This window comes from Salmonella sp. A7, assembly GCF_020181675.1.
GTDB classification, from domain to species: domain Bacteria; phylum Pseudomonadota; class Gammaproteobacteria; order Enterobacterales; family Enterobacteriaceae; genus Salmonella; species Salmonella enterica.
On the sequence record NZ_CP084001.1, the window covers coordinates 4,421,659 to 4,447,973 of the forward strand.

Sequence of the window (26,315 nt, forward strand, 5' to 3'; positions counted from 1 at the left end):
GCCACTCCTTTTTGCTACGAGTTTGTTATGAGACGAGAACTTGCCATCGAATTTTCCCGTGTGACCGAAGCGGCGGCGCTGGCTGGCTACAAATGGCTGGGACGCGGCGATAAAAATACCGCGGACGGCGCGGCGGTCAACGCCATGCGTATCATGCTCAACCAGGTCAACATTGACGGCACCATCGTGATTGGCGAAGGCGAAATCGACGAAGCCCCGATGCTCTATATCGGCGAAAAAGTCGGTACCGGCCACGGCGATGCGGTAGATATCGCCGTCGATCCGATTGAGGGCACGCGCATGACGGCGATGGGTCAGGCGAACGCGCTGGCGGTGCTGGCGGTCGGCGATAAAGGCTGTTTCCTGAATGCGCCCGATATGTATATGGAAAAACTGATTGTCGGTCCGGGCGCCAAAGGGGCGATCGATCTCAATCTGCCGCTGGCGGATAATTTGCACAACATCGCGGATGCGCTGGGTAAACCGCTTGGCGATCTGACCGTGACCATTCTGGCAAAACCGCGTCATGACGAGGTTATCGCAGAGATGGCTAAACTGGGCGTACGCGTGTTTGCCATTCCTGACGGCGACGTCGCGGCCTCAATTCTGACCTGTATGCCGGATAGCGAAGTCGACGTGCTGTACGGGATTGGCGGCGCACCAGAAGGCGTGGTATCCGCAGCGGTGATCCGCGCGCTGGACGGCGATATGCAGGGGCGTCTGCTGGCGCGCCATGACGTGAAAGGCGACAGCGAAGAAAACCGCCGCATTGGCGAACAGGAACTGGCGCGCTGCAAAGCAATGGGCATTGAAGCGGGCAAGGCGTTATGCCTGGGCGATATGGCGCGTAGCGATAACGTTATTTTCTCCGCGACCGGCATCACGAAAGGCGATCTGCTGGAAGGAATTAGCCGAAAAGGCCATATTGCCACGACGGAAACACTGCTGATCCGCGGCAAATCACGCACCATCCGCCGCATTCAGTCGATCCACTATCTTGATCGTAAAGATCCGGATGTGCAGGCGCATATCCTCTAGCGCATTTGTTAGTTAGAGCCTTCCAGCCTCGCGGGGCTGGAAATCTTTCTCCTGACGAACGAAGATAAGGTTAGCGATTCAGAACAGGAGAAAACCATGGCCGATTGGGTAACAGGTAAAGTCACTAAGGTGCAAAACTGGACTGACGCACTGTTCAGCCTGACCGTTCACGCCCCCATTAATCCTTTTACTGCAGGCCAATTTACCAAACTCGGACTGGAGATCGATGGCGAGCGCGTTCAGCGCGCGTATTCCTATGTCAATGCGCCTGACAATCCGAATTTAGAGTTTTATCTGGTGACGGTGCCGCAAGGAAAGCTCAGCCCGCGGCTGGCGGCGCTAAAACCTGGCGATGAGGTGCAAGTGGTCAGCGACGCGTCGGGTTTCTTTGTACTGGATGAAGTGCCTGACTGCGAGACGCTATGGATGCTGGCGACCGGAACCGCTATTGGCCCGTATTTGTCTATTCTGCAATATGGCCAGGATGTCGCGCGCTTTAAAAATCTGGTCTTAGTCCACGCCGCACGCTTCGCCGCCGATTTAAGCTATCTGCCGCTAATGCTGGAACTGCAACAGCGTTATGAAGGCAAGCTGCGCATCCAAACGGTGGTCAGCCGGGAGAGCGTGCCAGGCTCGCTTACCGGACGCGTGCCAGCGCTCATTGAAAACGGCGAGCTGGAAAAAGCCGTTGGATTGCCGATGGATAAAGAGACCAGCCACGTTATGCTGTGCGGGAACCCGCAGATGGTGCGCGATACGCAGCAACTGCTGAAAGAGACCCGACAGATGACTAAACATCTGCGCCGCCGACCGGGGCATATGACGGCTGAACATTACTGGTGATGTTTTACCGAATGGCGGCTAGGGCTTATCCGGCCTGCAAATCATCACCAATCTGTAGGCCCGGTAAGCGTCAGCGCCACCGGGCAAATTACGGTTTACCGCCCGTTTACGGTTCTGCTTTAAACTTCACGTCCTGTGTCGCTTTCCCAAACTTATTTTCCCCCTGAACACCGACAAACGCGCCCAGATCGATAAGCATCATCACCAGGATCAGCGTCGGAATAAATCGCCCGACGACCCACTGCCACATCCCCGGCAGCATCACCCAGTTTCCGGCCAGCAGCATCCACGCCAGAATCATTAGCAACGCCCACGCGCCGGAGCGTCCCCGGTCATGCAGACGTTTGACCATGACGGCGGCGGTCGGCCACAGCAGGCACACCAGGCAAAATGCCGCCGTTTGGATATCAAGCAGGTTTTTCCCCGCCAGCGAAAATAGCGCCAGCATCCCGGCAAACCAGAGGCCGATCCAAATCCAGAAATCACGGCGTCCGATACGCCCTTTAAATGAGAATAACCATTGCTGTATGGTCATGTAAGTTCCTTATATTTTGCCTTCCGCTACAGTTTACCCTTTTGACAAGCCCGACAGTTATCGTTTTAATCGTGAGCAGTCCTAACGAAAGGTAAGATTGATGAAGCCAGGATGTACTCTGTTTTTACTGTTGTTTTCTGCTCTCACCGCCAGCATAACGGCGCACGCGCAGCTCTCTTCATCGACCACGACAGCGCCCTATTTGCTGGCGGGCTCGCCAACCTTTGATCTTTCTATTAGCCAGTTTCGTGAGAACTTTAACCGTCAGAATCCCGATCTGCCGCTCAATGAATTTCGCGCCATTGAGAATAGCCGCGATAAGGCGAATCTGACCCGCGCCGCCAGTAAGATTAACGAAAATCTGTATGCCTCCACGGCGCTGGAGCGCGGTACGCTCAAAGTGAAAAGTATGCAGATTACCTGGCTGCCCATTCAGGGGCCGGAACAGAAAGCGGCGAAAGCGAAAGCGCTGGAATATATGGCCGCCATTATTCGTACTGTCGCCCCGTTGCTGACAAAAGAGCAAAGCCAGAAAAAACTGCAAAAGATGCTTATCGCCGGTAAAGGTAAACACTATTACGCCGAGACAGAAGGCGCGGTACGTTATGTTGTCGCAGATAACGGCGAAAAGGGGCTGACCTTCGCGGTTGAACCGATTAAGCTGGCGTTATCTGAAAATCTGGAAGGGGCGAATTGATGACAAAAAGCAAAGCCTTTCCGGGGATGAATCTCTATACTGTTTCACAGACCATGCTGCTCTGACGAGCGGCCATCTTCCTTAATTCGCTGACTAAGCGTGGAGAAATGAAATGCGACATCCTTTAGTGATGGGTAACTGGAAACTGAACGGCAGCCGCCACATGGTAAACGAACTGGTGGCTAACCTGCGTAAAGAACTGGCGGGCGTAGCAGGCTGCGACGTGGCAATCGCTCCGCCGGAAATGTATATCGATCTGGCGAAACGCGCTGCTGCCGGCAGCCACATCATGCTGGGCGCGCAGAACGTTGATCTGAACCTGTCTGGCGCATTCACTGGTGAAACTTCGGCTGAAATGCTGAAAGATATCGGCGCGCAGTACATTATTATCGGCCACTCCGAGCGTCGTACTTATCACAAAGAATCTGACGAGCTGATCGCCAAAAAATTCGCCGTACTGAAAGAACAAGGTCTGACGCCGGTACTGTGCATCGGTGAAACCGAAGCGGAAAACGAAGCGGGCAAAACAGAAGAAGTGTGCGCACGCCAGATCGACGCGGTACTGAAAACGCAGGGCGCGGCAGCCTTTGAAGGCACGGTTATCGCTTATGAACCCGTATGGGCGATCGGTACCGGCAAATCTGCAACTCCTGCGCAGGCGCAGGCAGTGCACAAATTCATCCGTGACCACATTGCCAAAGCTGACGCGAAAATCGCTGAACAGGTTATTATCCAGTACGGCGGTTCTGTTAATGCGTCCAACGCAGCCGAACTGTTCGCGCAGCCGGACATCGACGGCGCGCTGGTAGGCGGCGCTTCTCTGAAAGCTGACGCCTTCGCGGTGATCGTGAAAGCAGCAGAAGCTGCTAAAAAAGCGTAATTCGCTTTAGCGGGTCTTTCCCCGGTCGCGCTTCGCAACCGGGGTTATCGCTTGGTAGCCCGGACAGGAGCGTAGCACCGCCTCCGGGAAAATCCCCAAGCGGAACAGGCTACAGTTTCCCCAACGCCTGATACCACAGGTAGTCCAGCGGCAGCAGAATCAAATAGCTCACCACCGCTAGCGCGATACATAACAGCATTCCCGCCCGCGCAGGAACTTTCCCTAGTCCCATCGCCACCACAATCGGTGACGCCTGATACGGCAGCAGCGGCGTGGAATACCCCAGTACTTGAATCATGATCGCGCTCAATAGTGGAAAACCGGTAGCGTCGGAAAAGCTCTGCGCGAAGGTGGTATACAGCGCCGGTACGCCATTAGCGGTCATAATAAAGTTCAGCGCGCTGGTAATTCCGGTCAGCGCGAGGAAGCTGGTAAACGGACTCTCTTTATCCAGCGGCATAATATGCAGCAGCGCATTTCCCACGACGCTGCCAATACCCGTGTGAGTGACGGTGATCGCCAGCCCCAGAATCCCGGCGACGTAAATACAGGTACGGATATTCACGCCGCTGGAAAACTCGTCGCCGTTGATAAAACCAACGCGCGGCAGAAGCGTTATCACCGCCGCCGCCAGCCCCGTCCAGGCTGGCCCCACGCCGTGCCAGCTTTCAGTCACCCAGAGCGTCAACACCACCGCCAGCAGCCATGCCAGGCGCTTCTCATCATGGCTCATCGGCGGCAGCGGCGTCATGTCGCGCGGCGGATGCGGTTTACCGGGAAACAGCCAGCATATCAGCGCAATCAGTACCGCCCCTTTTAGCCAACCGAGCACCGGCGTATGCAGAAGTAAATAAGGTACATAATTCAGATGGATGCCGTATGAACCTTCCGCCGCGCCGCTCATCACCAGATTCGGGACGTTAGCAGGCAAAATGGTGGCCGACAGCTGGAAAGTACCGAATCCCACCGCCAGCGCCAGCCCATACCAACCGCGTGTGCCATCCTCAATCCCCGCGCGTTTCGCCATGGCCGCCACAATCGGCATCAGCAGCGCAATGCGCCCCATATTTGAAGGCATAACAAAGGCCAGGGCATAGCTGAGCAGCACCACGCTACCAACCATCAGCGGCCATGAGTCGGTGAGCCGCGACGAAAGCACCCGCGCCGCCCTGTCCGCCAGCCCGGTTTTGCGAATCGCGATCCCCAGCACAAAGCCGCTGAACACCAGCCAGAAGGCCGATGAAGCAAAGCCGCCGAAGATAACCTCCGGCGGCGCGATTTTGGCGATCATCGCCACAGCAAAAAATAGCAGTGCGGTCATAAACTCCGGCAGTAGCGAAGTCGCCCACAGAAGGATAGTAACGCCAACGATGATGGAAGGGAGGAAAAGAGGATGGGACAACCAGAGCGACATACCTGTCTCCTGACGATTTTTTCAGCAAGAATACGACGGACAGTCAGGCAGGTAAACGCCAGATATAGTGGGGTTATCGCAGGATTAAGCGGACAGATCAGTGATAATGAATTTCACCAAAGTATTCAGACAGCACGTAATAGCGGCAATACTCAAAAGGGCTGTCCTTCCCGGCCTGAAACGTCTGTCTGGCGACGGATAACAGCGGTTTATTGGCGGCGATTTGCAATTTTTCGCACAGGTCAGCGGAAGGTAAAATCGCCTCAACTTTTTCTATCGCCGAGTCGCTTGTGACGTTTAATAACGAATAAAGCGACGTATGCTCCAGCGCCTGCGGTGTGAGTTGCAGATCGGGAAAGAAGCTAAGATCGAGATAGATCTTTTCATGGTTAAACGGACGGTTATTCAGGCAACGAATACGCGAAATATAGAGATAGTGATGCTGTGCGGGCAGGCTCAAGCCGTCTGCCTGAGCGTCGCGCGCGCGGCGCGGCGCGATTTCCAGAATACGGTTCTCAATCGCCACGCTGGCGTCCTGGAGATCGCGGGTAATACCGCGAAACGTGTGCCCGTAGCTCACGCCTTCCGGCACCGAGCACACCACCGAACCACTCCCGCGCTGCGACGAAATAATGCCCGCATTGATTAATTCGCTCCAGGCCTGTTTAACCACAATCAGCGAGACGTTGTAGGCTCTGGCGATCTCTTTTTGCGTCGGCAGTTGACTACCTAAAGGCAGGGATCCATTTTGGATCTGCTGACAGATGATAAAAAATAGTTGCTTATAAAGCGGAGTAAAGCTCGTTTTATCAACCTGCAAGCTGCGCACCTCACGTCTTCGCCAGCAGGGGACGTTTTACCGTCCCCGGCAGGGTGAATTCGCTACCCTGCGATTTGCCTGGCCAGTTCTGCCAAATCGAAATGATTCATACGATCCAAAGTCGTTAAATAATCGGCGGGAAAAGCCTCCACGCCATGGAATGCGCCGGAAATCGCCCCGACCATGGTGGCGACAGTATCAGTATCATTGCCGATATTAACGCCGGAGATAATAGCATCTACGGCAGAATTCGGACAACACGCGAACAGGCCAAAGGCCGCCGGCACCGCTTCACTCACGTGCAGCCCGGAGCCAATAATATCAGCAAGTTCCACCACCGCCGTTTCCCAATGGCGATGACGTTTACCGATATCTACGGCCAGCTCAATGCGTCGGGCAACGGAAGGACCTGCCACCATCATCGCACCTTGCTCCTGCGCCAGCAGATAGCCTCTTTGCGCACCGTAAATACCGGCGGCAATAATGCTGTCTGCGTTGGTCTGCGCTCTTAACGCCTCGCTGGTTGCCGCCGCCATCGCCGCTGCGCCGGACATCGCCAGCACGTTATTATGGGTAAAGCGGCAAATCTGCAGCGCGCAGTCAATCGCCGCGTCAATATCACCCGGATGCAGCACCGCCGCTGGCCAAATCTTCATGGCGGCGCCGTTCGTTGCCTCCGCGTTACCCTTATTAATAATCTGTACCGACTGTTTCTCGCCTTCCAGCTCACCCTGTAAAGAGGCACGGTTATCATTGAATATTGCCTTCATTGCCGCACGCGTCGTCGGGCCGGTAAAGTTGGCGTAGTACGGGTAATCCAGCCACTGCTGAAAAGCCTCGCGCATCGCCTCGTCGCTGACCTGGCGTTGATGGCGCAGCAGCGCGTCCATAATGTACTTCGCCTGAATAAAATCATCCGTGCACATCCCCGCTTCGTTGCAGCGGCCAAACGTGTCCGCAGGCGGTTTTTGAAAGGTCGTCACCCAGCCGCCAAAATAGTCTTTTATTTGCTGCTGGGTGCGTACTTCCGTCGCGGCTCCCATCGCGTCCGCGGCGGCGGCACCCACCAGGCATCCCAGTATTTTGTTTTGATCAACGTGCATGATGACTCCTTATTTCACGGTCATGGCTTGTGCCAGCGAATGGCTGGACAGAAAAGTGTTGAGCTGCTCAGGAAACGGCAGAGCGGTCATTGCGCCTTTTGCCGTCACCGCCATAGCGCCGCAGGCATTGGCATTGCTGATGGCTTCCGCCAGCAGGGCATGATCCCAGCAATTTGCGCGGGAAAGGGTGAACAGCAGGCCGCCGACAAAGGCATCGCCTGCCCCGGTGGTATCGACGACATCGACGCGTAGTGCGGGAAAATGGAACTCCCCCTCGGCGGTAATCAACAGCGCGCCATCAGCCCCCAGCGAAATGATCGTGGTGTCACAGCCAAGATCGCGCAGGTAATAACGCGCATCCTGCCAGTGGCTGGCCCCGCTGAGCTGGCACAGCTCATCTGCCGAGACTTTGCAGATAGAAGCCAGTGCGGCGGACCGGGCGATCAGTTCAGGGATTTCATCGGTATTGCGCCACATCTTGCTGCGTAAGTTGACGTCGAATAACACGTAGCCACCGGCTTCTCGCATGCGTCTCGCCCCTTCCAGACATGCTTCGCGAGCGGGACTGTCGGTGAGGCCAATTGAACTGAAGTAAAACCATTCGTACTGCCTGAACGGCGGCAGGTCCTGCGGCGAAACGTAGGTATCAGCCCCCGGATGCACCAGATAGGTAAAGCTGCGCTCCCCATCAGCCGTCAGGTTGACGATCAGCACCGCGCTGGTCAGGTCAGCATCCAGCCGCAGCGAAGAGACATCCACGCCGTTATCCTGGAAAACCTGGCGCAGGAAGCGACCGGCGTCATCGTCGCCAAGACAGCCAATAAAACCGCACTCTCCGCCCAGCCTGGCAACGCATACCCCCACGTTCGCCGACGCTCCGCCGGGACATTTCAGATAGCTGTTCTGCTTTTCCGGTACCAGGTCAACGGAGGCATCGCCGATAACCCAAACCTTATTCATGGCCTTCATTTGCGCCTCCTTATGCCTGTTTCTGCGCCAGGGCGAGCTGAATATCACGATAATATTCGTTGTTAATCAGATACTTTTTCATCAGCAGTCCAACCGCAAGGTGGAACAGAGCCGGAATGAGCGTCATCATCAGCGCAATACCGGTGAGCGAACGTGCGCTCTGTTCAACATCGGCCTGATAGCCAAAGTGGCTCAGCAGGAATCCAAGTATCCCGCCCGCGATCCCCATCCCAAACTTCTGGAAGAAGAGGATGCCGCCAAACGCCAACCCGGAAACGCGCAGACCGGTTTTCTTTTCGCCGTAATCCACCGCTTCGGCGATAGAGGACCAGAACACCGGCATTTGCATATCGCAGAAGAAATTAATAAGAAAATAAAACGCAAACGCCAGGATAAGATTTTCACGCCCGACGGAGAAATACATCAGCGCGCTCAGGATAAAGGTAATAATCTGGGTGTAGCGGAACATCTTAATTTTGTCCCAGAACTTGGTTATCCAGGTGGTGGCGATCATCGCTAAAATTGAAGCGATGACGCCGGTAGTCAGGAAGGGTGAAATCAGGCTATCTCCGCCGTTCAGATAATACTTAGCGTAATAAGCGGCAACGGAACCGCGAATAACATAACCGCACATCAGCAGCAGAATAACAACGCCGAGAATAATCCACTGATCGTTACGTAACAGATATTTAAACTGTTTCCCCACCGATAGCGAGGTAATTTCCGGCTCGCTGCGTTCACGCGTGGTAAGAAAACAGAAGATAAACAGCAAGGCGCCCATCGCCCCCATCAGCCCCATCGAAAACTGGTAACCCAGCGCCTTGTTGCCCTGCCCCAGCCAGACGGCAAGCATCGGTACGACGATAGTCACCAGGAAAGCGGCAATCTTAGTCATCACAAAACGATAACCGTTGGCGCTTAACCGTTCGACGGGGTCGCTGGTAATCACGCCAATCATCGAAATATAGGGAATGGTGATCGCGGTATAGACCAGAGTCATAAGAATATAGGTGCCATAGGCCCACGCCAGCTTGGCCATATAAGCCATATCAGGTGTGATAAACATCAAATAAACGGCGAAGCCAAAAGGAATGGCAAACCACAGCAGCCACGGGCGATAACGTCCCCAGCGCGTATTCAGTTTATCGGTCAGGACCCCCATGGCCGGATCGATAATGGCATCAATCATCCGCACAACCACAAACAGTACGCCAACATCTGCAGCGCTCAGGCCGTAGATATCGGTATAGAAATAGGCGAGGAGCAGCTGCATGGCGATAATCACAACGTTTATCGCCATATCTCCCGCGCCGAAGCCGATTTTTTCCACGATAGAAAGTTTCATGTTGATATTCCTTTACGCTTAACAGCGCAAATCTGGTGAACAATTAATGATGTCACTACATGAAATAAAAACGTTTTTATATAAGCCATCCACCAGACAATCTATGGAGGCTATGAAGAGAGTGTAACTAACCACAAAAAGATATAAAGGTATACCTTTATATCTTTTGATCGGTTTCACATATTTTTATAGACACGATCTTACCCCAGTTTTAAACCGGGATAAGAATCAATAAGATAATGAGCAGGGGGTGGAACGAAAATCAGCGGGAAGACAAAATGGCGCAACTATGGTCCTGAATCTCTTCCGCCGATGCGCGGTTGAAGGTCAGTAAATTACGCTCGGTCGCCAGCAGGACAAAAGAGCCATCGCTTTGGCGTACCACCGCCAGCCCATAGCGTCCCATATGATCGCGCGCTTCCGGCACCTCTTCCGCCAGCATCATAAACGGACTACGCTGCGCCAGTTCGCTCTCGGTTACCCGGCGCGCCAGGTATTCATGCCCCATCAGGTCGCCCGGTAGCGGAAGCCAGCGAGTGCTGATGCGCGTGAGATCGTTATCCAGTTGTTCCCGAACGTCAGGACGGATGCAAGAAATATGGATATGCAAATGGTCCTGTGAACGACCAAGCCGCGAATTAATCGCCAGCGAGACTGCGCTATCCGGAATATCATGCCCGTATTTTTTACTCATATAGCCGCGAGCCTGCCAGGCCAGCCAGAAAAAGTTGGGCGTAGCGGGTTCCAGCAATAGCGGGCTTTCTGTACCGTTGATACGGTAGGTGGGCATCAATAAATATTGCAACGGACCGTGACGATCTTTAAAGACGACATAGCCGGCGCGAGGTTTGACTTCCGCGCAAGGCGCTGGATTTTGATGCTGTAACTGATCGGGCAGGCATTGTTCAAGCACGATTTCCCGTAATGCATCAGGATTGCCGGAAAATTTCCAGTAACCGACGCCCGCCGCGGCAACAATCACTATCACCGCCAGTAAAAAGTAACCTGTTTTTTTCATGTTATGCGTTCCCTGTGACCCATAGACGGGGAAGAGTAACGCAAAATTGTGGCAAAGAAAAAACCCGGTAACATAATACGTTACCGGGTTTATAAACGGTTTAGCGTTTGCTGATTTGGTCGAACGTACCACCATTAGCGAAGTGATCTTTTTGCGCCTTCGCCCAGCCGCCAAACACCTCGTCAATGGTGAAAAGCTTCAGCTTCGGAAACGCATCGTCGTATTTTTTCACCACGTCAGCATCGCGCGGACGGTAGAAGTTTTTCGCTGCTATCTCCTGCCCTTCCGGCGAGTAGAGATACTTGAGATACGCTTCCGCTACCGCTTTGGTGTCTTTCTTTTCCACCACTTTGTCGACCACGGAAACGGTCGGCTCTGCGAGAATAGATTCACTCGGGGTCACTATCTCGAATTTATCTTTACCCAGTTCATTCGTCGCCAGTAGCGCTTCGTTTTCCCAGGCGATCAGCACATCACCGATACCGCGTTCAACGAAAGTATTGGTTGAGCCACGCGCACCGGAGTCCAGCACTTCAACGTTTTTAAACAGGGCTTTGACAAAGTCCTGCGCTTTGGCCTGATCGTTATTGTTGTGGTGCAGGGCGTAGCCCCATGCTGCCAGATAGTTCCAGCGTGCGCCGCCGGAGCTTTTCGGGTTTGGCGTAATCACCGACACACCGGGTTTAATCAGATCGTTCCAGTCATGAATTTGTTTTGGATTGCCTTTACGGACCAGGAAAACGATGGTGGAGGTGTAAGGTGCTGAGTTATCCGGCAAACGCTTGATCCAGTCTTTATCGATACGACCACGTTCCGCAATAGCGTCCACATCGTAAGCCAGCGCCAGCGTCACGACATCGGCTTCAATGCCGTTAATAACGGAAGTCGCCTGTTTACCCGAACCGCCGTGCGATTGGCGGATCACGACGTTGTCGCCGGTTTCCTGCTTCCAGTGCGCGCTAAACGCTTTGTTGTACTGCTCGTACAGCTCACGCGTTGGATCGTACGATACGTTAAGTAACTGAATATCCTTTGCCAGAATGCTGGTTGACGCCAGCAATAATGTGAACCCCACGCCCCACTTTTTCATCGCCCGACTCGCTTATGTTGTGTTGTGATGAGCAAAGCGTGCCAGAAAGAGATCCAAACATTAAAGAATAAAAAAAGATTGGCTATAACTTCGAGGAATAAATCTGAGGGATTGCCGAATGGCGGCTAGCGCCTAATCCGGCCTACACGTTTCTGCAACCTGTAGGCCTGATAAGCGTAGCGCCATCAGGCGCGCAAAAACAATCAGTACAGTTTTTTCGCGCACTCCATCCAGTCGCTTTTGAACGGACGCTTCATGTTTTCAATCGCATCGATGATGTCATGATGAACAAGCTGCTCGTTCTGGATACCAACACAACGACCGCCATGGCCTTCCAGCAGCAGGTCAATAGCATACGCGCCCATACGGGAAGCCAGAATGCGATCGTAAGGTACCGGGGAACCACCGCGCTGAATGTGGCCGAGCACCGTCGCACGCGTTTCACGGCCCGTTTCTTTTTCAATAAAGTGCGCCAGTTCGTCAACATCGCACATATGCTCAGTAATAGCGACGATAGCGTGTTTTTTCCCTTTCGCGATCCCGGCTTTGATTTCCGCCACCAGATCTTCGCGATTAAATTCAACTTCCGGCACCACGATAAACTCACAGCCGCCAGCAATAGCCGCCGCCAACGTCAGGTCGCCGCAATAACGGCCCATCACCTCAACGATAGAGATACGCTGGTGAGAAGAGGAGGTGTCACGCAGACGGTCAATCGCTTCCACTACAGTGCCGAGAGCAGTGAAGTAGCCGATAGTGTAGTCGGTGCCTTTGATGTCGTTATCGATAGTGCCTGGCAGACCGATGCACGGGAAGCCCATTTCAGTCAGACGTTTTGCACCCATATAAGAACCGTCGCCGCCAATAACTACCAGCGCATCGATACCGCGTTTTTTCAGGTTTTCGATCGCGACAGCGCGAATATTTTCGTCACGGAATTCCGGGAAACGGGCGGAACCGAGGAAAGTACCGCCACGGTTGATCATGTCAGATACGCTGTAACGGTCAAGCTGAACCATACGATCTTCATACAGGCCCAGATAGCCGTCATAAATGCCCATGACTTCCAGCCCTTCCGTCAACGCTGCGCGCACAACACCGCGGATTGCCGCGTTCATGCCCGGCGCATCACCGCCGCTTGTCAACACACCGATTTTCTTAATCATGACTACCTCTGAACTTTGGAATGCAAAATGAAATCTATTGCCGGAAGCCGATTTCGCACTTCGAAACGATCCAACGAATATACAGATAGTATAACAATCCCTTCCTGCTGAATTGATTCAGGTCAGGCCAAATGGCGGTAATTTATACACAAAATGCTGGCCTGGCTCACTTTTTAACAATCAATTATACAAGCTCGAACTTCCTGCCTTCCCTGGGGACGACTGAACAGGGATCCTGATGAATAATGACATCTGAACCCGGAAAACGCCGCAAAATCGCCTGCTCTACCTGGTCAGCCACAAAATGCGCCTGAACGAGCGGCAGATTATCTTCCATTTCCAAATGAATCTGAATAAAGCGGGTCGGCCCTGACTGCCGCGTGCGGAGATCGTGCGCGCCGCTGACTCCCGGCCATGACGTCACGATATCAATAATTTCCTGTCGTTCCGCATCGGGCAGCGCGCGATCCAATAATGACTGCACCGCCTCATACCCCATACGCAACGCGCTATACAAAATATAGATGCCGATACCTAACGCAAACAGAGCATCCGCACGATGCCAACCGTACCAGGATAATCCAAGCGCGATAAGAATCGCTCCGTTCATCATAACATCAGACTGATAATGAAGCATATCCGCCCGTACCGCCTGACTTTGGGTCTTGCGTACCACCCAGCGCTGAAACGTGACCAGTATAATAGTGCATATCAGAGCGATGACGGTAACGCCAATCCCCACGCCGGGGTCGTTCATTGGCGTCGGCTTAATCAGATTCTGGATACTGGTCAAAAACAGAAACAACGCCGAACCGGAAATAAACATACTTTGCGCCAGTGCCGCCAGCGACTCCGCTTTACCGTGACCAAACGTATGTTCATCATCTGCGGGTTGCAGCGAATAACGCACGACCAACAAATTCGTCAATGACGCGGCAATATCCACCAGCGAGTCCACCAACGCCGCCAGAATACTCACCGATCCCGTATACCACCACGCAAAAATTTTGATCAAAAGTAACGCTGATGCCATCGCTGTTGCCGCGATAGCCGCCCGGCTAACCAGCCGTCCATAGGTTTGATTCATAAATACTCCCGCTATCTTCTGCCGGTAGTATAACGGATGGTTTAAAACAGTAAGCTAATAACAGAATGACAAACTGGAGATAAAAAAAACCCCCACATCATGTGGGGGAAGACAGGGATGGTGTCTATGGCAAGGAAAACAGGGTTGTTACTGGGAACGTGAGTTGCTACTACTCAATAATTTCAACGATGAACTTTTTTGCCATTGCGCCACGTCGCGCAGTTGCTCCATTCGTTGCTGATGCTTTTCATTCAAAACCGCTTGCTGCTCCGGCGTTAACAGGCGATACATTTGGTTACGCACGCGGGCCATTTCGACCTGGCGGGCGACCTGCTCTTGCGCCATTTTTTCTGCCTGAGCGCGCACAGCGCTTTCATCAAATTTTTCTGCGGTGACAAGCCGATGCATTGTCTCCATTTCGCTAACATTAACAGGAGGCTGTTCGTGCCTTGCCTGTTGCATAAGATCTCGCATCTGCTGACGCTGATGTTCGGTTAAACTTATGCCGTCAAACATATGATTTTGCGCGCTACGCTGCGTGGCCCCGTCACCGGGGTGCCAGTTATCGCTTGTAACAACTTCAGCTGCGTGGCTTAAAAAACTGAATGCCAGCGTTGAGGCCATAACAGCAGCGGTAACTTTGCGCATCGCTTGCTCCCAAAATCTTTTCTGTCGCGATTCAACGAGAGACAGTTTACGATTCGGGCTGCAAACATGCGTCAGGGGGTGTAAAACAACGTAAAGTCATGGATTAGCGACGCCTGATGACGTAATTTCTGCCTCGGAGGTACGTAAACAATGAATAAAATCCTGTTAGTTGATGATGACCGAGAGCTGACTTCCCTGTTAAAAGAGCTCCTCGAAATGGAAGGTTTTAATGTCCTGGTGGCCCACGACGGCGAGCAGGCGCTTGAGCTTTTGGATGACAGCATCGATTTACTTTTGCTTGACGTCATGATGCCGAAGAAAAACGGTATCGATACGTTGAAAGCGCTTCGCCAGACACACCAGACGCCTGTCATTATGCTGACCGCGCGCGGCAGCGAGCTGGATCGCGTTCTCGGCCTTGAGCTGGGCGCGGACGACTATTTGCCCAAACCGTTTAACGACCGCGAGCTGGTAGCGCGCATCAGGGCTATTTTGCGCCGTTCCCACTGGAGCGAACAGCAGCAGAGCAGCGACAACGGCTCGCCGACGCTGGAAGTCGATGCGCTAAGCCTTAATCCGGGCCGCCAGGAAGCCAGTTTCGATGGCCAAACGCTGGAGCTGACCGGTACGGAGTTCACCCTGCTCTATTTGCTGGCGCAACACCTCGGCCAGGTGGTTTCCCGTGAACATTTAAGTCAGGAAGTGCTGGGCAAGCGCCTGACGCCGTTCGATCGCGCTATTGATATGCATATTTCTAACCTGCGCCGCAAACTGCCGGAACGCAAAGACGGTCACCCGTGGTTTAAAACATTGCGTGGTCGCGGCTATCTGATGGTTTCCGCTTCATGATAGGAAGTTTAACCGCGCGCATCTTCGCCATCTTCTGGTTGACGCTGGCGCTGGTGCTAATGCTGGTACTGATGTTGCCCAAGCTCGATTCACGCCAGATGACCGAGCTGCTGGACAGCGAGCAGCGCCAGGGATTGATGATAGAGCAACATGTAGAAGCTGAACTTGCGAACGATCCACCCAACGACCTGATGTGGTGGCGTCGCCTGTTCCGCGCGATCGATAAGTGGGCGCCGCCTGGACAGCGGTTATTACTGGTGACCTCTGAAGGACGCGTGATCGGCGCTGAACGCAGCGAAATGCAGATCATTCGTAACTTCATTGGTCAGGCGGATAACGCCGATCATCCGCAGAAGAAAAAATATGGCCGCGTAGAGATGGTGGGGCCGTTCTCCGTTCGCGACGGAGAGGATAATTACCAGCTTTACCTGATTCGACCGGCCAGCAGTTCGCAATCCGATTTTATTAATCTGCTGTTTGACCGCCCGCTTCTGTTGCTCATTGTCACGATGCTGGTCAGTTCGCCGCTCTTGCTATGGCTGGCATGGAGTCTGGCGAAACCGGCGCGTAAGTTGAAAAACGCGGCTGATGAAGTGGCGCAAGGCAACCTGCGTCAGCATCCGGAACTGGAGGCGGGTCCGCAGGAGTTCCTCGCCGCTGGCGCCAGTTTTAACCAGATGGTGACGGCGCTGGAACGGATGATGACCTCGCAGCAGCGTTTGCTGTCAGACATCTCCCATGAGCTGCGAACGCCCCTTACGCGCCTGCAACTGGGTACCGCGCTGCTGCGTCGTCGTGGCGGCGAAAGCAAAGAGCTGGAGCGTATTGAAACCGAAGCGCAGCGTCTGGACAGCATGATCAATGACCTGCTGGTGATGTCGCGTAACCAACAGAAAAACGCGCTGGTCAGCGAAACGATGAAAGCCAATCAGCTATGGGGCGAAGTGCTGGATAACGCCGCCTTTGAAGCCGAACAGATGGGCAAGTCGTTAACGGTAAATTATCCGCCGGGGCCGTGGCCGCTCTATGGCAACCCAAACGCGCTGGAAAGCGCGCTGGAAAATATTGTTCGTAATGCGCTGCGCTATTCACATACGAAGATTGAAGTCGGCTTCTCGGTGGATAAAGACGGTATTACGATCACGGTCGATGACGACGGGCCGGGCGTCAGCCCTGAAGACCGCGAGCAGATCTTCCGTCCGTTCTATCGCACTGATGAGGCGCGCGACCGTGAATCCGGTGGTACTGGCCTGGGTCTGGCGATTGTCGAAAGCGCCATGCAGCAGCACCGCGGCTGGGTTAAGGCTGACGATAGCCCGCTGGGTGGGTTGCGGCTCACGCTGTGGCTACCGCTGTACAAGCGAACCTAAAAACCATCGGCCTGCGAATGCAGGCCGATTTTTTATCTCGCCGTCGAGATTTACCGGGAAATGTCTGGCGCTAAAATCCACTCGGCGCTGTCATTCCACACGTCCATCCGGGTAATTTTGCCATCGCGCACTTCGAAGCGGTCGATAAAGCGGTTATCGGCAAACGGGCGACCGTCGGGCCATTCGCCATACAACGTACCGTTGGAATAAATCACAACGTAATCATCATGCTGCACCGCATCAAACTCGCCCAGCGCCTTCTTCACCCACTTGTAGCGAGCGCCGTTAAACTGCGCGATATCTGCCGCGCCCGCCATCGCCCGGCCTCCGGTGAAGGTAATTTTCACCTCCGGGTGCATATACGTTGCGGCGCGTTCAGCATCAGGAATCATCGAGGCCACCAAAAATTCTTTTACGATCGCCACCGCATTTTCAGCTTCAGTCATAACCCTTCCTTTCATTTTGGCGGAGTTTTATCACCCCACAGCCGTCTGGCGCTATCTTCAATTTTGCCGCTCAAACGACGCTTCTGCATGGTGCGGCTCCAGCTCGCCGACAGCCCGGCGGCGCTCAGCAGCCGATGATATTGTTCGTCATCAAACGGCATAGACCAGGCGATAACACCCGCTTCATGAACCGAGACATCGCTCAGACGCGACGCCAGTTCCAGCGGCGCATCGCTGGAGACTTTACCTGGCGCAATGACCCGATACAGCCAGCCGGTTTTTCCGCTGTTCTGCATAAGGAGGGCCATGTCGCTGATGGCAAAGTGGAAATTAAGTTTAAAGCATGGAGAGCGCGGCTGAGTGACCTGGATCAACGCCTCGCCCCAGCGGTAGATGTCGCCAATAAACACGTTGTATTCGGTCATTCCGTCCGTCGACAGATTCTCGCCAAACGCCGGGGCGCAAAACAGCGTCGCCTGCTCGGGGAACTGGCGAATCCAATCAGCATAGTGTTCGCGGGGGTAATGGCATAGCGCGCGGTCGGGGCCGCCATGGATTTTCTTTTCGGCCTGCTGATCGCCTGCCAGACCCAGCTCGGTCAGCATAAGTTCGCCGTCGATTTGCACCTTGGCGATAGCGCTCGGGCGGCTGCCGTCATAGTCACGAATTTTGCCAATAAACACGTCAACCGGATAATGCATCTGCTGCTCCTTACGCGGATACAAAAAAAGCGAGTCATCAGACTCGCTTCTACAGACGTGCAATGCAAATTATTTTTTAGCGGCGAAACGCGCTGCTGCTTCGTCCCAGTTCACCACGTTCCAGAACTCTTTGATGTAGTCCGGGCGGCGGTTCTGGAATTTCAGGTAGTAAGCGTGTTCCCACACGTCCAGACCCAGGATCGGGAAGCCGGAAGCGCCGGAAATGGCTTCACCCATCAGCGGGGAATCCTGGTTTGCGGTAGAAACCACAGCCAGTTTGTCGCCTTTCAGCACCAGCCACGCCCAGCCGGAGCCGAAACGGGTTGCTGCTGCTTTTTCGAATTCAGCTTTGAAGTTGTCAACGGAACCGAAGTCACGCTCGATAGCCGCTTTCAGGTCGCCCTGCAGAGTGGTGCCTTTTTTCAGCCCTTTCCAGAACAGGCTGTGGTTAGCGTGGCCGCCGGCGTTGTTACGCAGCACGGTTTTTTTGTCCGCTGGCACCTGGTCCAGTTTAGTAATCAGTTCTTCAACCGGCAGGTCAGCAAACTCAGGCAGGTTTTCCAGCGCCGCGTTAGCGTTGTTGACATAGGTTTGATGGTGTTTGGTGTGGTGAATCTCCATCGTCTGCTTATCGAAGTGCGGTTCCAGTGCATCATAAGCGTACGGCAGGGATGGCAGTGTATAACTCATAATCATCTCCATTATTGTCGAGCGGCACAGTGTTAACGCCGCGTAAGCAGTTGGTTCATTATAGTTAATTAAATGATATTGAAAATGATTATCAATGCCGTACTTTTTCCATGGTTATAAACGTTACGGCATCCGCTGAAAAAAACCGTTTTTTACGCCTCCAACCGAAACCGTCTGTTGATGAATTCCTGGAAATCATGAAATGTGAAACAGGGTTTCAAAATCTTTCTTTTGGTGCCAAATTTTGTCATCGGTGGCAAAATCAAGAAGGTTATAATTTCACCATGCAATTACATTCCCGGTAAATTATTACAATTGCGAGGGAATTATGAAGCAACCTGGTTTTATACGTCTGGCTACGTTGGCCTTACTCTCCACACTCTCTTTCTTCTCCCACGGCGAAATCATTTTGCGCCTGGCCTACGCTGAAAATAGCCAGCCGGTAAAAGATGCGTTGCACTTCCTGGGGCAGCAAGTTGAAGAGAAAACGGGCGGCGATATCAAAGTACAGTACTTCCCGGACGGACAGCTTGGCGGCGAACGCGAACTGGTGGAGTTGACGCAGGTCGGCGTCGTCGACATCACTAAAGTGTCGTCCGGGCTGATGGAGAGTTTTTCGCCTGAGTACGGCGTGTTCTCACTTCCCTACCTGTTTGCCAACGTCGAGGAATACTACCGCGTAATGGATAACCCACAGGTGATGGAGCCTGTCTATCAGTCCACCGCCGCGCAGGGGTTTGTCGGCGTAGGCTGGTATGATTCCGGCGCGCGTAATTTTTATATGAGCAAAGCGCCGGTTAAACGCATTGAGGATTTACGCGGGAAGAAGATCCGCGTCATGCAGAGTGAGACGGCGATCCAAACTCTCAAACTGCTGGGCGCTTCGCCTATCGCCATGAGCCAGGCGGAGGTCTATACCTCGTTACAACAAGGCATACTCGACGGCGCGGAAAACAATGAGTTCGCTCTCACCATCGCCCGCCACGGTGAAGTCGCCCGTTATTACACCTACGATATGCACACCCGCATTCCCGATATCCTGTTAATGAGTACCCTCACGCTGGAAAAGCTGACGCCGGAACAGCAGCGCATCGTCGAAGCCGCCATCAAGGCGTCGATCGAATTTGAGAAAGCCGCATGGGACAAGGAAATAGAGAAAACCAGGCTGGCGGCGGTAAAAGATTTCAACGTTGAATTCTACGAGATCGACAAAAAACCCTTCCAGAAGGCAGTACAGCCTATTTACGACGGTCTGAAAAACAAACCGCGGCTTTACGGGCTGTATCAACGTATCCAGACAGCAAAAAATTAATCTAATCAGGAAATTAAGATGAACACATTCAGAAAAGGACTTGATTTATTGCTGGGCGCTATCTGTTGCCTGGTGCTGGCGATAATGGTTGGCATCGCCTGCTGGCAGGTGGTGAGCCGCTACATTCTGGGCGTTCCCAGCACCCTTACCGAAGAGATGCTGCGATTTCTCCTGGTGTGGGTATCAATGCTGGGCATGGCTTTTGTCGCCGGTCAGAAACAGCATATCAGCCTGACTCTCTTACTGGATAAGGTGTCGCCGACGATTCGCGGCTGGTGGGATATTATTCTGCAGGTCATTTTTATCGCGTTTTCCATTTGGGTATTGATTATCGGCGGCTTAAAGATTTCTGCGATTTCTATGCTGCAAATCTCCCCTGCGCTGGGCATTCCGATGGGGAAAATTTATTACGCGCTCCCCTGCGCGGGCGTACTGATCATCCTCTATGGGCTGCTGAATATCGTTGACGCCCTGAAAGCTATCCATTCCGCCACGGATACCACTGAGCACACTCTGGAGAAATCACATGATTGACCCTATTTTTGCGTCCTGTACGCTAATTGCCGTCTTTGTTGTTTTACTGGCCATGGGCGCGCCTATCGGGATCTGCATCGTCATCGCCTCTTTCAGCACCATGATGCTGGTACTGCCTTTCGATATTTCGATGTTCGCCACCGCGCAAAAAATGTTCTCCAGCCTGGACAGTTTTGCCTTGCTGGCCGTGCCGTTCTTCGTTTTGTCCGGGGTGATCATGAATAGCGGGGGAATTGCCGCCCGACTGGTCAATTTTGCCAAACTGTTTACTGGCAAACTGCCCGGCTCGCTCTCTTACACCAACATCGTCGGCAATATGATGTTCGGTGCAATTTCCGGATCGGCAATTGCCGCCTCAACCTCTATCGGCGGCGTGATGGTGCCGATGAGCGCGCGCGAAGGTTACGATCGCGGCTTTGCGGCCGCGGTGAATATCGCCTCCGCGCCGACGGGAATGTTAATTCCACCCACCACGGCTTTTATCCTTTATGCGCTGGCAAGCGGGGGAACATCGATTGCCGCTCTGTTCGCTGGCGGTCTGGTCGCGGGAGTGCTGTGGGGCGTTGGCTGTATGCTGGTCACGCTGGTGGTCGCTAAGCGTCGAAATTATCGGGTTTTCTTCACCGTCCAAAAAGGCATGGCGCTAAAAGTTGCCGTTGAGGCCATTCCCAGCCTGCTGCTGATCGTGATTATTGTCGGCGGCATTGTGCAGGGGATTTTCACCGCCATTGAAGCCTCCGCGATTGCCGTGGTGTATACGTTATTGCTGACGATGGTGTTTTACCGCACGCTGAAAATTAAGGATTTGCCTTCGATTTTGCTCCAGACAGTGGTAATGACCGGGGTCATCATGTTCCTGCTGGCAACCTCTTCGGCGATGTCCTTCTCGATGTCGATCACCAATATTCCTGCGGCGCTGAGCGATATGATCCTCGGTATTTCCGCCAATAAACTGGTTATCCTGTTAGTCATTACCGTCTTTTTGTTGATTATCGGCGCATTTATGGATATCGGTCCGGCCATTCTGATTTTTACCCCGATTCTGCTGCCGATCATGGCTAAACTGGGCGTCGATCCGGTGCATTTCGGCATTATCATGATCTATAACCTGGCGATTGGCACTATTACGCCGCCAGTTGGCAGTGGTTTATATGTCGGGGCGAGCGTCGGTAAGGTCAAAGTTGAGGAAGTGATTAAACCGTTGCTGCCTTTTTACGGCGCGATTATCGGTGTTCTGTTATTAATTACCTACATTCCGGAAATCACACTGTTCTTACCCCGTCTACTGGGCATCATGTAAGCGCATAGTTTCCTGCACATCTCGTTGCCGGATGGCGATTCGCGTCTTATCCGGCCAACGCACGATAATAATTATCCGCAGGTCATCACCAGGTAAAAAAAACCGGCTACCTATAAAGTAGCCGGAAAAGGGAATAAATAATAAACAGGGATAATGATTAGAATGTGTAGCCTATACCCACGCGGAAACGGGTTTGTCTTTCATCGCTGTTGCTATTGACGGAAACATTACCTACCTCAACGAATGGCGACCATTGGTCAATAATATAGGCAGTTCTGAAGTTATATTCATAATTATCTTTGCCGCCATCGTAAAGATCATATTTATCGGCTTTCTTATAAATCCCTTCAATTGTCCAGTCAAAGTTGTTCCATTTATAACCCGCCCAGACATCCATACGATTGATGGTATCATCATCACGGATATCAGAAGAACGGCGTACATATTCAAAACGATAGCGCGCGCCAACCCACCAGCTTTCATTTAATGTCCACGTCGCGCGGAAGTAAGGCTTATAGGTAGAGTAACCGTTGCCGGTTTCCAGCACAAAACCCGGTTGCCAGGCGACATCACCGGTTTTAAATTGGTAGCTTATCGTATATTCGTTGCCCTGTGTTTCCAGGTCATTAAACGCTTTATTGGTGTCATCCCCGCCTGATTTTGAGATAGCTTCTATCGCAAAACCAACACCATTCGCAAACCGATGAGAAATATACGCACGGTCATAGTTAGCTTTACTATCATCAAGATATTCATGACGAACATCAACATATACTGCATGCGCATTTGTTACAACAAGAGGTAATAGTAAGAAAAGAGATTTTCTCATAACAGAATCCATTTAATTTAAAATTAAAACGTTGTTTTATGTCAGGCCGTTACAACCATAATACGCAATGTGAATGGCGACAATATAGGCAAAGATCTTTAATTTAAAATTGGGATAATGTTCAAAAAGCAAAATAAAATAAATGAAATTTATATTCGCCATATAACATAAAAATCAAAACACCATCAACAAAGCCAATATAGGGATTCCCCTATATTTATATTTCATTGATTCCTAACGTTAATTTCAATATATTTAAATTGTAAATACAAATAAAACAACTAAATAATTACTGTATAACTACCCTTTTATCAAACGGTAAGTCAGACTATTCCCATTATGTGAGCTCACGCAGCGTTTTCTTTGCATTGCTGCCAGCTAAGTCGTTTCGTGTCGTTATGATGAAGGTATTTTAGAAAACCAATATTACCCACTGATTTAAATAATCATCCAGACGGTCACGATGCGCTCCGACTTTTTTAAAACGTGAAGTTAATCACTTCATTAACGTGCTGATTGCCAGAATACACCCAACGGCGGCAATCGTTATAAGGTTACCAGGCTGCGTAATTTTTAAACTCATGCAAACGGAAGGGGTATCCCGTCCATAAAAAATAATGAGGAACATGTCATGAGTAACGCGATTACGATGGGTATTTTCTGGCATTTGATAGGGGCGGCCAGTGCAGCCTGCTTCTATGCTCCGTTCAAGCAAGTGAAACAGTGGTCATGGGAAACCATGTGGTCAGTGGGCGGCATCGTCTCCTGGCTTATTCTGCCGTGGACAATTAGCGCTCTGTTACTGCCTGATTTCTGGGCCTATTATGGGCAGTTTAACCTCTCCACCCTTTTACCGGTTTTTCTGTTCGGCGCCATGTGGGGCATCGGCAATATTAATTACGGTCTGACCATGCGTTATCTCGGGATGTCGATGGGTATCGGCATCGCTATCGGCATTACGCTTATCGTCGGCACGCTGATGACGCCTATCATCAACGGTAACTTCGATGTGTTAATCCATACCGAAGGGGGACGCATGACGCTACTTGGCGTTTTTGTCGCGCTGATCGGCGTCGGGATTGTGACGCGCGCCGGACAGTTAAAAGAACGCAAAATGGGCATTAAAGCGGAGGAGTTCAATCTGAAGAAAGGGCTTCTGCTGGCAGTGATGTGCGGTATTTTCTCGGCGGGGATGTCTTTTGCCATGAACGCCGCGAAACCGATGCATGAAGCTGCTGCCGCGCTTGGCGTTGACCCGCTCTATGTCGCGCTGCCGAGTTACGTGGTGATTATGGGCGGCGGCGCGCTGGTTAACCTCGGTTTCTGTTTTATCCGCCTGGCAAAAGTACAAAATCTGTCGATAAAAGCCGACTTCTCGCTGGCAAGACCGTTGATTATCAGCAATATTCTGCTGTCCGCGCTTGGCGGTCTGATGTGGTATTTACAGTTCTTTTTCTATGCCTGGGGTCACGCGCGCATTCCCGCGCAATATGACTACATGAGCTGGATGCTGCACATGAGCTTCTATGTGCTGTGCGGGGGGCTTGTCGGTCTGGTGCTAAAAGAGTGGAAAAATGCTGGCCGCCGTCCCGTTGCCGTATTAAGCCTCGGCTGCGTGGTAATTATTATCGCGGCGAATATTGTCGGTTTAGGCATGGCCAGTTAATCGCTTTGATTACTGAGATGGCGCCATTGGCTCGGCGTCATCCCGGTTTCCCGCGTGAACACCACTGAAAAATAATTACTATCTTCAAAGCCGCACTGCATCGAAATCTCGCTAATCATCAGCGGGCTATGCTGAAGCAGATACTGCGCGTGGCAAATACGGACCTGGCGTAAATATTGATTAATCGTCATCCCGGTTTGGGCGCGAAACTGCTGCCGCAGCACCCGTTCGCTGCATTGTTCCTGCTGGCAAAACGCATCCAGCGCAAAGGGACGCTCAAGGCTATTAGCCAAAGCGGTAATTAATTTATCCAACAGGGTTTCTCTGGAGGTTGCCGGAAGATCGTCGGTCGCGTAGCGATGCCGTTTTAACGTCATCACCAGTTGACCAAACAGCAATTCCGCCATCTCATTCGCCAGCGGATCGCGCCCATTACTCTCATGTTCAAGCTGGTTAATGACCTGCCGCGCCTGATTCATTCCCATACTGCCCAGCCGCCAGTGAGGATGCCACTGCGCTCCCTGAAAGCCGGGAATCATCGCCTGCCAGTTTACATTGAGTTTCAAACGCTCCGGGCAGTAAATGATATTTTGCAGCACCAGATCGTTAACGGAGGTATAGGAGTGTTTGTCTTCAGCACGAATGTAAAACAGATCGCCGCGGGTAATTCTGTATGGGCGCTCATTAAGAACGTGTAGGCCATTGCCCCGCCAGACCATCACCAGTTCACAAAACTCATGCGTATGTTCCGCAAAAACATCCTGTGGATAGCGATCGGCAACCGTAACGGCCTGCTGCTCATCAGTAAAAAAATCTTTTTTCAAAAGGATTAACTGATTTGCCACCGCAGCACCTCATGTTGAATGCTTGCCGGATGGCGCTACGCTTATTCTGTCTACCGCTCGCCGCCGTAGGCCAGGTAAGGCGCAGACGCCATCCGGTATTAAAGGGTATAATTATCAGCATATTGGCGACGAAAACGTTGATAGCGTTCGCGTTACTGGATTATCGCATCGCGTCCCTGACGGATATCCCGCGGCGACCAGTTAAATTCTCGGCGAAACAGAGTCGAAAAGTGGTTACTGTCGCCAAAACCGCAGCGGTACGCGATTTCTGTCACGCTATGATCGCTATGGCGTAATAAATGCCGGGCTTTGATCAAACGCAGGCGATTAAGGTAACGTTGCGGCGTCAGCCCGGTATGCTGTTTAAGCTGACGATGCAGCGTGCGTAGCGACAGCGAAAACTGTTCAGCTACCGCCTCCCAGCAGACCTCCTCCGCAAAATGGTCTTCCAGCCATGCCATCAGTTGGTTGAGTTTGGCGTCGTTATTGGTCGCGCCTTCCATCAGGCTACTGCGGCGTAACAACACCAGTAGTTGCATAAACAAAATTTCGCGATTCGCCACGGCAGGCGCATCCATGCCGTCTCCGGCGCGCTCCATCAGACCGACCAACTGGCGCACCTGCTGCAACACACTCTGATTCACCCGCCAGTGCGAAGGATAGTAACCATCCTGCTCCTGCGGCAGCAATTGATCCAGCCCCGCCAGGAATTGGAAAGCGTCCGGCGAACGCCACAGTACATTCGTCAGGCATAGGTTGTCGGTATGTTCATATAAATGCCGGTCGTGATCGCGAACAAAACACACGGTACCGCCGCTGATGGTATACGGCTGCCCGTTGAATACATGAATGCCCGTACCGTGTTCCACAATCACGATTTCATGAAAATCATGATGATGTTCAGGGAAAGCGGCTTGCGGCAGACGGGGTTCAATCGCCACGGGCGCTTTACCTGATGGAAAAAAATCCACGCTATGCAGTACGGTCATGGTTGCTTCCTCCTGAATTCAACATGTCCGAATAGTAATTAAGGGTTATCGGCCTCACCTTAAATTTTTGACGCTAAAGCGCGCAAACATGGTCTTTTTTTCAAGAAAAGGCGGGAAAAAGCGGGAAATGC

At 52.4% G+C, this 26,315-nt stretch carries 27 protein-coding genes; 10 read left to right on the forward strand and 17 right to left on the reverse strand.

What is annotated here, in order from left to right; all coding sequences use genetic code 11:
* Positions 1 to 27: 27 nt before the first annotated feature.
* A complete protein-coding gene (glpX, locus tag LCS67_RS21390) occupies positions 28 to 1,038 on the forward strand; it encodes a class II fructose-bisphosphatase (protein ID WP_001250617.1) in 1,011 nt (336 codons plus the stop codon).
* Between the two features lie 96 nt (positions 1,039 to 1,134).
* Positions 1,135 to 1,881 (forward strand): ferredoxin--NADP(+) reductase, encoded by a 747-nt coding sequence (gene fpr, locus LCS67_RS21395; protein WP_000796303.1) that lies wholly within the window; start codon positions 1,135 to 1,137, stop codon positions 1,879 to 1,881.
* A gap of 106 nt (positions 1,882 to 1,987) precedes the next feature.
* Here the strand turns inward: fpr and LCS67_RS21400 are convergent, their stop codons facing one another.
* Entirely contained in the window at positions 1,988 to 2,416 is a 429-nt protein-coding gene (locus LCS67_RS21400; protein WP_000155237.1) for a DUF805 domain-containing protein, read from the reverse strand.
* Between the two features lie 100 nt (positions 2,417 to 2,516).
* Here LCS67_RS21400 and LCS67_RS21405 point away from each other — a divergent pair, with 100 nt between their 5' ends.
* The gene (locus tag LCS67_RS21405) at positions 2,517 to 3,113 is read left to right on the forward strand and encodes a YiiQ family protein (protein WP_000802241.1); all 597 of its coding nucleotides are present in this window, start codon (positions 2,517 to 2,519) and stop codon (positions 3,111 to 3,113) included.
* A gap of 112 nt (positions 3,114 to 3,225) precedes the next feature.
* Positions 3,226 to 3,993, forward strand: a complete 768-nt coding sequence (tpiA, locus tag LCS67_RS21410) for a triose-phosphate isomerase (protein WP_001216336.1) — start codon at positions 3,226 to 3,228, stop codon at positions 3,991 to 3,993.
* A 109-nt stretch (positions 3,994 to 4,102) separates the two neighbouring features.
* Here tpiA and LCS67_RS21415 read toward each other — a convergent pair whose 3' ends face one another.
* The 10 genes from LCS67_RS21415 to cpxP all read right to left on the reverse strand — a co-directional run bounded on the left by LCS67_RS21415 (position 4,103) and on the right by cpxP (position 14,653).
* Positions 4,103 to 5,407, reverse strand: a complete 1,305-nt coding sequence (locus LCS67_RS21415; RefSeq protein ID WP_000061007.1) for an SLC13 family permease — start codon at positions 5,405 to 5,407, stop codon at positions 4,103 to 4,105.
* 97 nt (positions 5,408 to 5,504) lie between these two features.
* On the reverse strand, positions 5,505 to 6,227 hold the full coding sequence (locus tag LCS67_RS21420) for a GntR family transcriptional regulator (RefSeq protein ID WP_001535809.1): 723 nt from the start codon (positions 6,225 to 6,227) through the stop codon (positions 5,505 to 5,507).
* 62 nt (positions 6,228 to 6,289) lie between these two features.
* A complete protein-coding gene (locus LCS67_RS21425; protein ID WP_000557882.1) occupies positions 6,290 to 7,330 on the reverse strand; it encodes an ADP-ribosylglycohydrolase family protein in 1,041 nt (346 codons plus the stop codon).
* A 9-nt stretch (positions 7,331 to 7,339) separates the two neighbouring features.
* A complete protein-coding gene (locus LCS67_RS21430) occupies positions 7,340 to 8,299 on the reverse strand; it encodes an aminoimidazole riboside kinase (protein WP_000646492.1) in 960 nt (319 codons plus the stop codon).
* Between the two features lie 10 nt (positions 8,300 to 8,309).
* Positions 8,310 to 9,644 carry an MFS transporter gene (locus LCS67_RS21435; protein WP_000777308.1) on the reverse strand — a complete coding sequence of 445 codons (1,335 nt, stop codon included), beginning with the start codon at positions 9,642 to 9,644 and terminating at the stop codon, positions 8,310 to 8,312.
* A 262-nt stretch (positions 9,645 to 9,906) separates the two neighbouring features.
* Positions 9,907 to 10,662: a CDP-diacylglycerol diphosphatase gene (locus LCS67_RS21440; RefSeq protein WP_000750757.1), complete on the reverse strand. Its 756-nt coding sequence runs from the start codon at positions 10,660 to 10,662 to the stop codon at positions 9,907 to 9,909.
* A gap of 100 nt (positions 10,663 to 10,762) precedes the next feature.
* Positions 10,763 to 11,752, reverse strand: coding sequence for a sulfate ABC transporter substrate-binding protein (locus LCS67_RS21445; protein ID WP_000758706.1), 990 nt, complete (start codon positions 11,750 to 11,752; stop codon positions 10,763 to 10,765).
* A gap of 203 nt (positions 11,753 to 11,955) precedes the next feature.
* Positions 11,956 to 12,918: a 6-phosphofructokinase gene (pfkA, locus tag LCS67_RS21450; RefSeq protein WP_000591793.1), complete on the reverse strand. Its 963-nt coding sequence runs from the start codon at positions 12,916 to 12,918 to the stop codon at positions 11,956 to 11,958.
* 184 nt (positions 12,919 to 13,102) lie between these two features.
* Positions 13,103 to 14,005 carry a CDF family cation-efflux transporter FieF gene (gene fieF, locus LCS67_RS21455; RefSeq protein ID WP_001077321.1) on the reverse strand — a complete coding sequence of 301 codons (903 nt, stop codon included), beginning with the start codon at positions 14,003 to 14,005 and terminating at the stop codon, positions 13,103 to 13,105.
* Positions 14,006 to 14,152: 147 nt separating this feature from the next.
* Positions 14,153 to 14,653, reverse strand: coding sequence for a cell-envelope stress modulator CpxP (cpxP, locus tag LCS67_RS21460; protein ID WP_001233463.1), 501 nt, complete (start codon positions 14,651 to 14,653; stop codon positions 14,153 to 14,155).
* Positions 14,654 to 14,803: 150 nt separating this feature from the next.
* On the opposite strand from cpxP, the gene cpxR reads away from it, so the two are divergent.
* Together cpxR and cpxA are read left to right on the forward strand one after the other, a co-directional pair.
* Entirely contained in the window at positions 14,804 to 15,502 is a 699-nt protein-coding gene (cpxR, locus tag LCS67_RS21465) for an envelope stress response regulator transcription factor CpxR (protein ID WP_001033731.1), read from the forward strand.
* The gene (cpxA, locus tag LCS67_RS21470; RefSeq protein WP_000580402.1) at positions 15,499 to 16,872 is read left to right on the forward strand and encodes an envelope stress sensor histidine kinase CpxA; all 1,374 of its coding nucleotides are present in this window, start codon (positions 15,499 to 15,501) and stop codon (positions 16,870 to 16,872) included. The genes cpxR and cpxA overlap by 4 nt, the downstream gene beginning before the upstream one ends.
* Positions 16,873 to 16,922: 50 nt before the next feature.
* On the opposite strand, the gene LCS67_RS21475 is transcribed toward cpxA, so the two are convergent.
* The 3 genes from LCS67_RS21475 to sodA all read right to left on the reverse strand — a co-directional run bounded on the left by LCS67_RS21475 (position 16,923) and on the right by sodA (position 18,709).
* Entirely contained in the window at positions 16,923 to 17,318 is a 396-nt protein-coding gene (locus tag LCS67_RS21475; RefSeq protein WP_000133441.1) for a nuclear transport factor 2 family protein, read from the reverse strand.
* Between the two features lie 11 nt (positions 17,319 to 17,329).
* Entirely contained in the window at positions 17,330 to 18,019 is a 690-nt protein-coding gene (gene yiiM / locus LCS67_RS21480) for a 6-hydroxyaminopurine reductase (protein WP_000559227.1), read from the reverse strand.
* 69 nt (positions 18,020 to 18,088) lie between these two features.
* The gene (gene sodA, locus LCS67_RS21485; RefSeq protein ID WP_000122632.1) at positions 18,089 to 18,709 is read right to left on the reverse strand and encodes a superoxide dismutase [Mn]; all 621 of its coding nucleotides are present in this window, start codon (positions 18,707 to 18,709) and stop codon (positions 18,089 to 18,091) included.
* A 328-nt stretch (positions 18,710 to 19,037) separates the two neighbouring features.
* Between sodA and LCS67_RS21490 the strand changes: the two genes are divergently transcribed.
* The 3 genes from LCS67_RS21490 to LCS67_RS21500 are packed head-to-tail and all read left to right on the forward strand — an operon-like array spanning position 19,038 to position 21,855.
* Complete coding sequence (locus LCS67_RS21490) at positions 19,038 to 20,021, forward strand: TRAP transporter substrate-binding protein (RefSeq protein WP_031570694.1); 984 nt, start codon at positions 19,038 to 19,040, stop codon at positions 20,019 to 20,021.
* 18 nt (positions 20,022 to 20,039) lie between these two features.
* On the forward strand, positions 20,040 to 20,555 hold the full coding sequence (locus LCS67_RS21495) for a TRAP transporter small permease (protein ID WP_001091413.1): 516 nt from the start codon (positions 20,040 to 20,042) through the stop codon (positions 20,553 to 20,555).
* Positions 20,548 to 21,855 (forward strand): TRAP transporter large permease, encoded by a 1,308-nt coding sequence (locus LCS67_RS21500; RefSeq protein ID WP_000566800.1) that lies wholly within the window; start codon positions 20,548 to 20,550, stop codon positions 21,853 to 21,855. Before LCS67_RS21495 ends, LCS67_RS21500 begins: the two co-directional genes overlap by 8 nt.
* A 157-nt stretch (positions 21,856 to 22,012) precedes the next feature.
* Here LCS67_RS21500 and LCS67_RS21505 read toward each other — a convergent pair whose 3' ends face one another.
* Complete coding sequence (locus tag LCS67_RS21505; protein WP_000378721.1) at positions 22,013 to 22,696, reverse strand: oligogalacturonate-specific porin KdgM family protein; 684 nt, start codon at positions 22,694 to 22,696, stop codon at positions 22,013 to 22,015.
* Between the two features lie 619 nt (positions 22,697 to 23,315).
* Between LCS67_RS21505 and rhaT the strand changes: the two genes are divergently transcribed.
* A complete protein-coding gene (gene rhaT / locus LCS67_RS21510; protein ID WP_000063541.1) occupies positions 23,316 to 24,350 on the forward strand; it encodes an L-rhamnose/proton symporter RhaT in 1,035 nt (344 codons plus the stop codon).
* Here the strand turns inward: rhaT and rhaR are convergent.
* Together rhaR and rhaS are read right to left on the reverse strand one after the other, a co-directional pair.
* The gene (rhaR, locus tag LCS67_RS21515) at positions 24,347 to 25,195 is read right to left on the reverse strand and encodes an HTH-type transcriptional activator RhaR (RefSeq protein ID WP_000013292.1); all 849 of its coding nucleotides are present in this window, start codon (positions 25,193 to 25,195) and stop codon (positions 24,347 to 24,349) included. The genes rhaT and rhaR overlap by 4 nt on opposite strands.
* Positions 25,196 to 25,347: 152 nt before the next feature.
* On the reverse strand, positions 25,348 to 26,184 hold the full coding sequence (rhaS, locus tag LCS67_RS21520; RefSeq protein ID WP_000217112.1) for an HTH-type transcriptional activator RhaS: 837 nt from the start codon (positions 26,182 to 26,184) through the stop codon (positions 25,348 to 25,350).
* Positions 26,185 to 26,315: the final 131 nt, after the last annotated feature.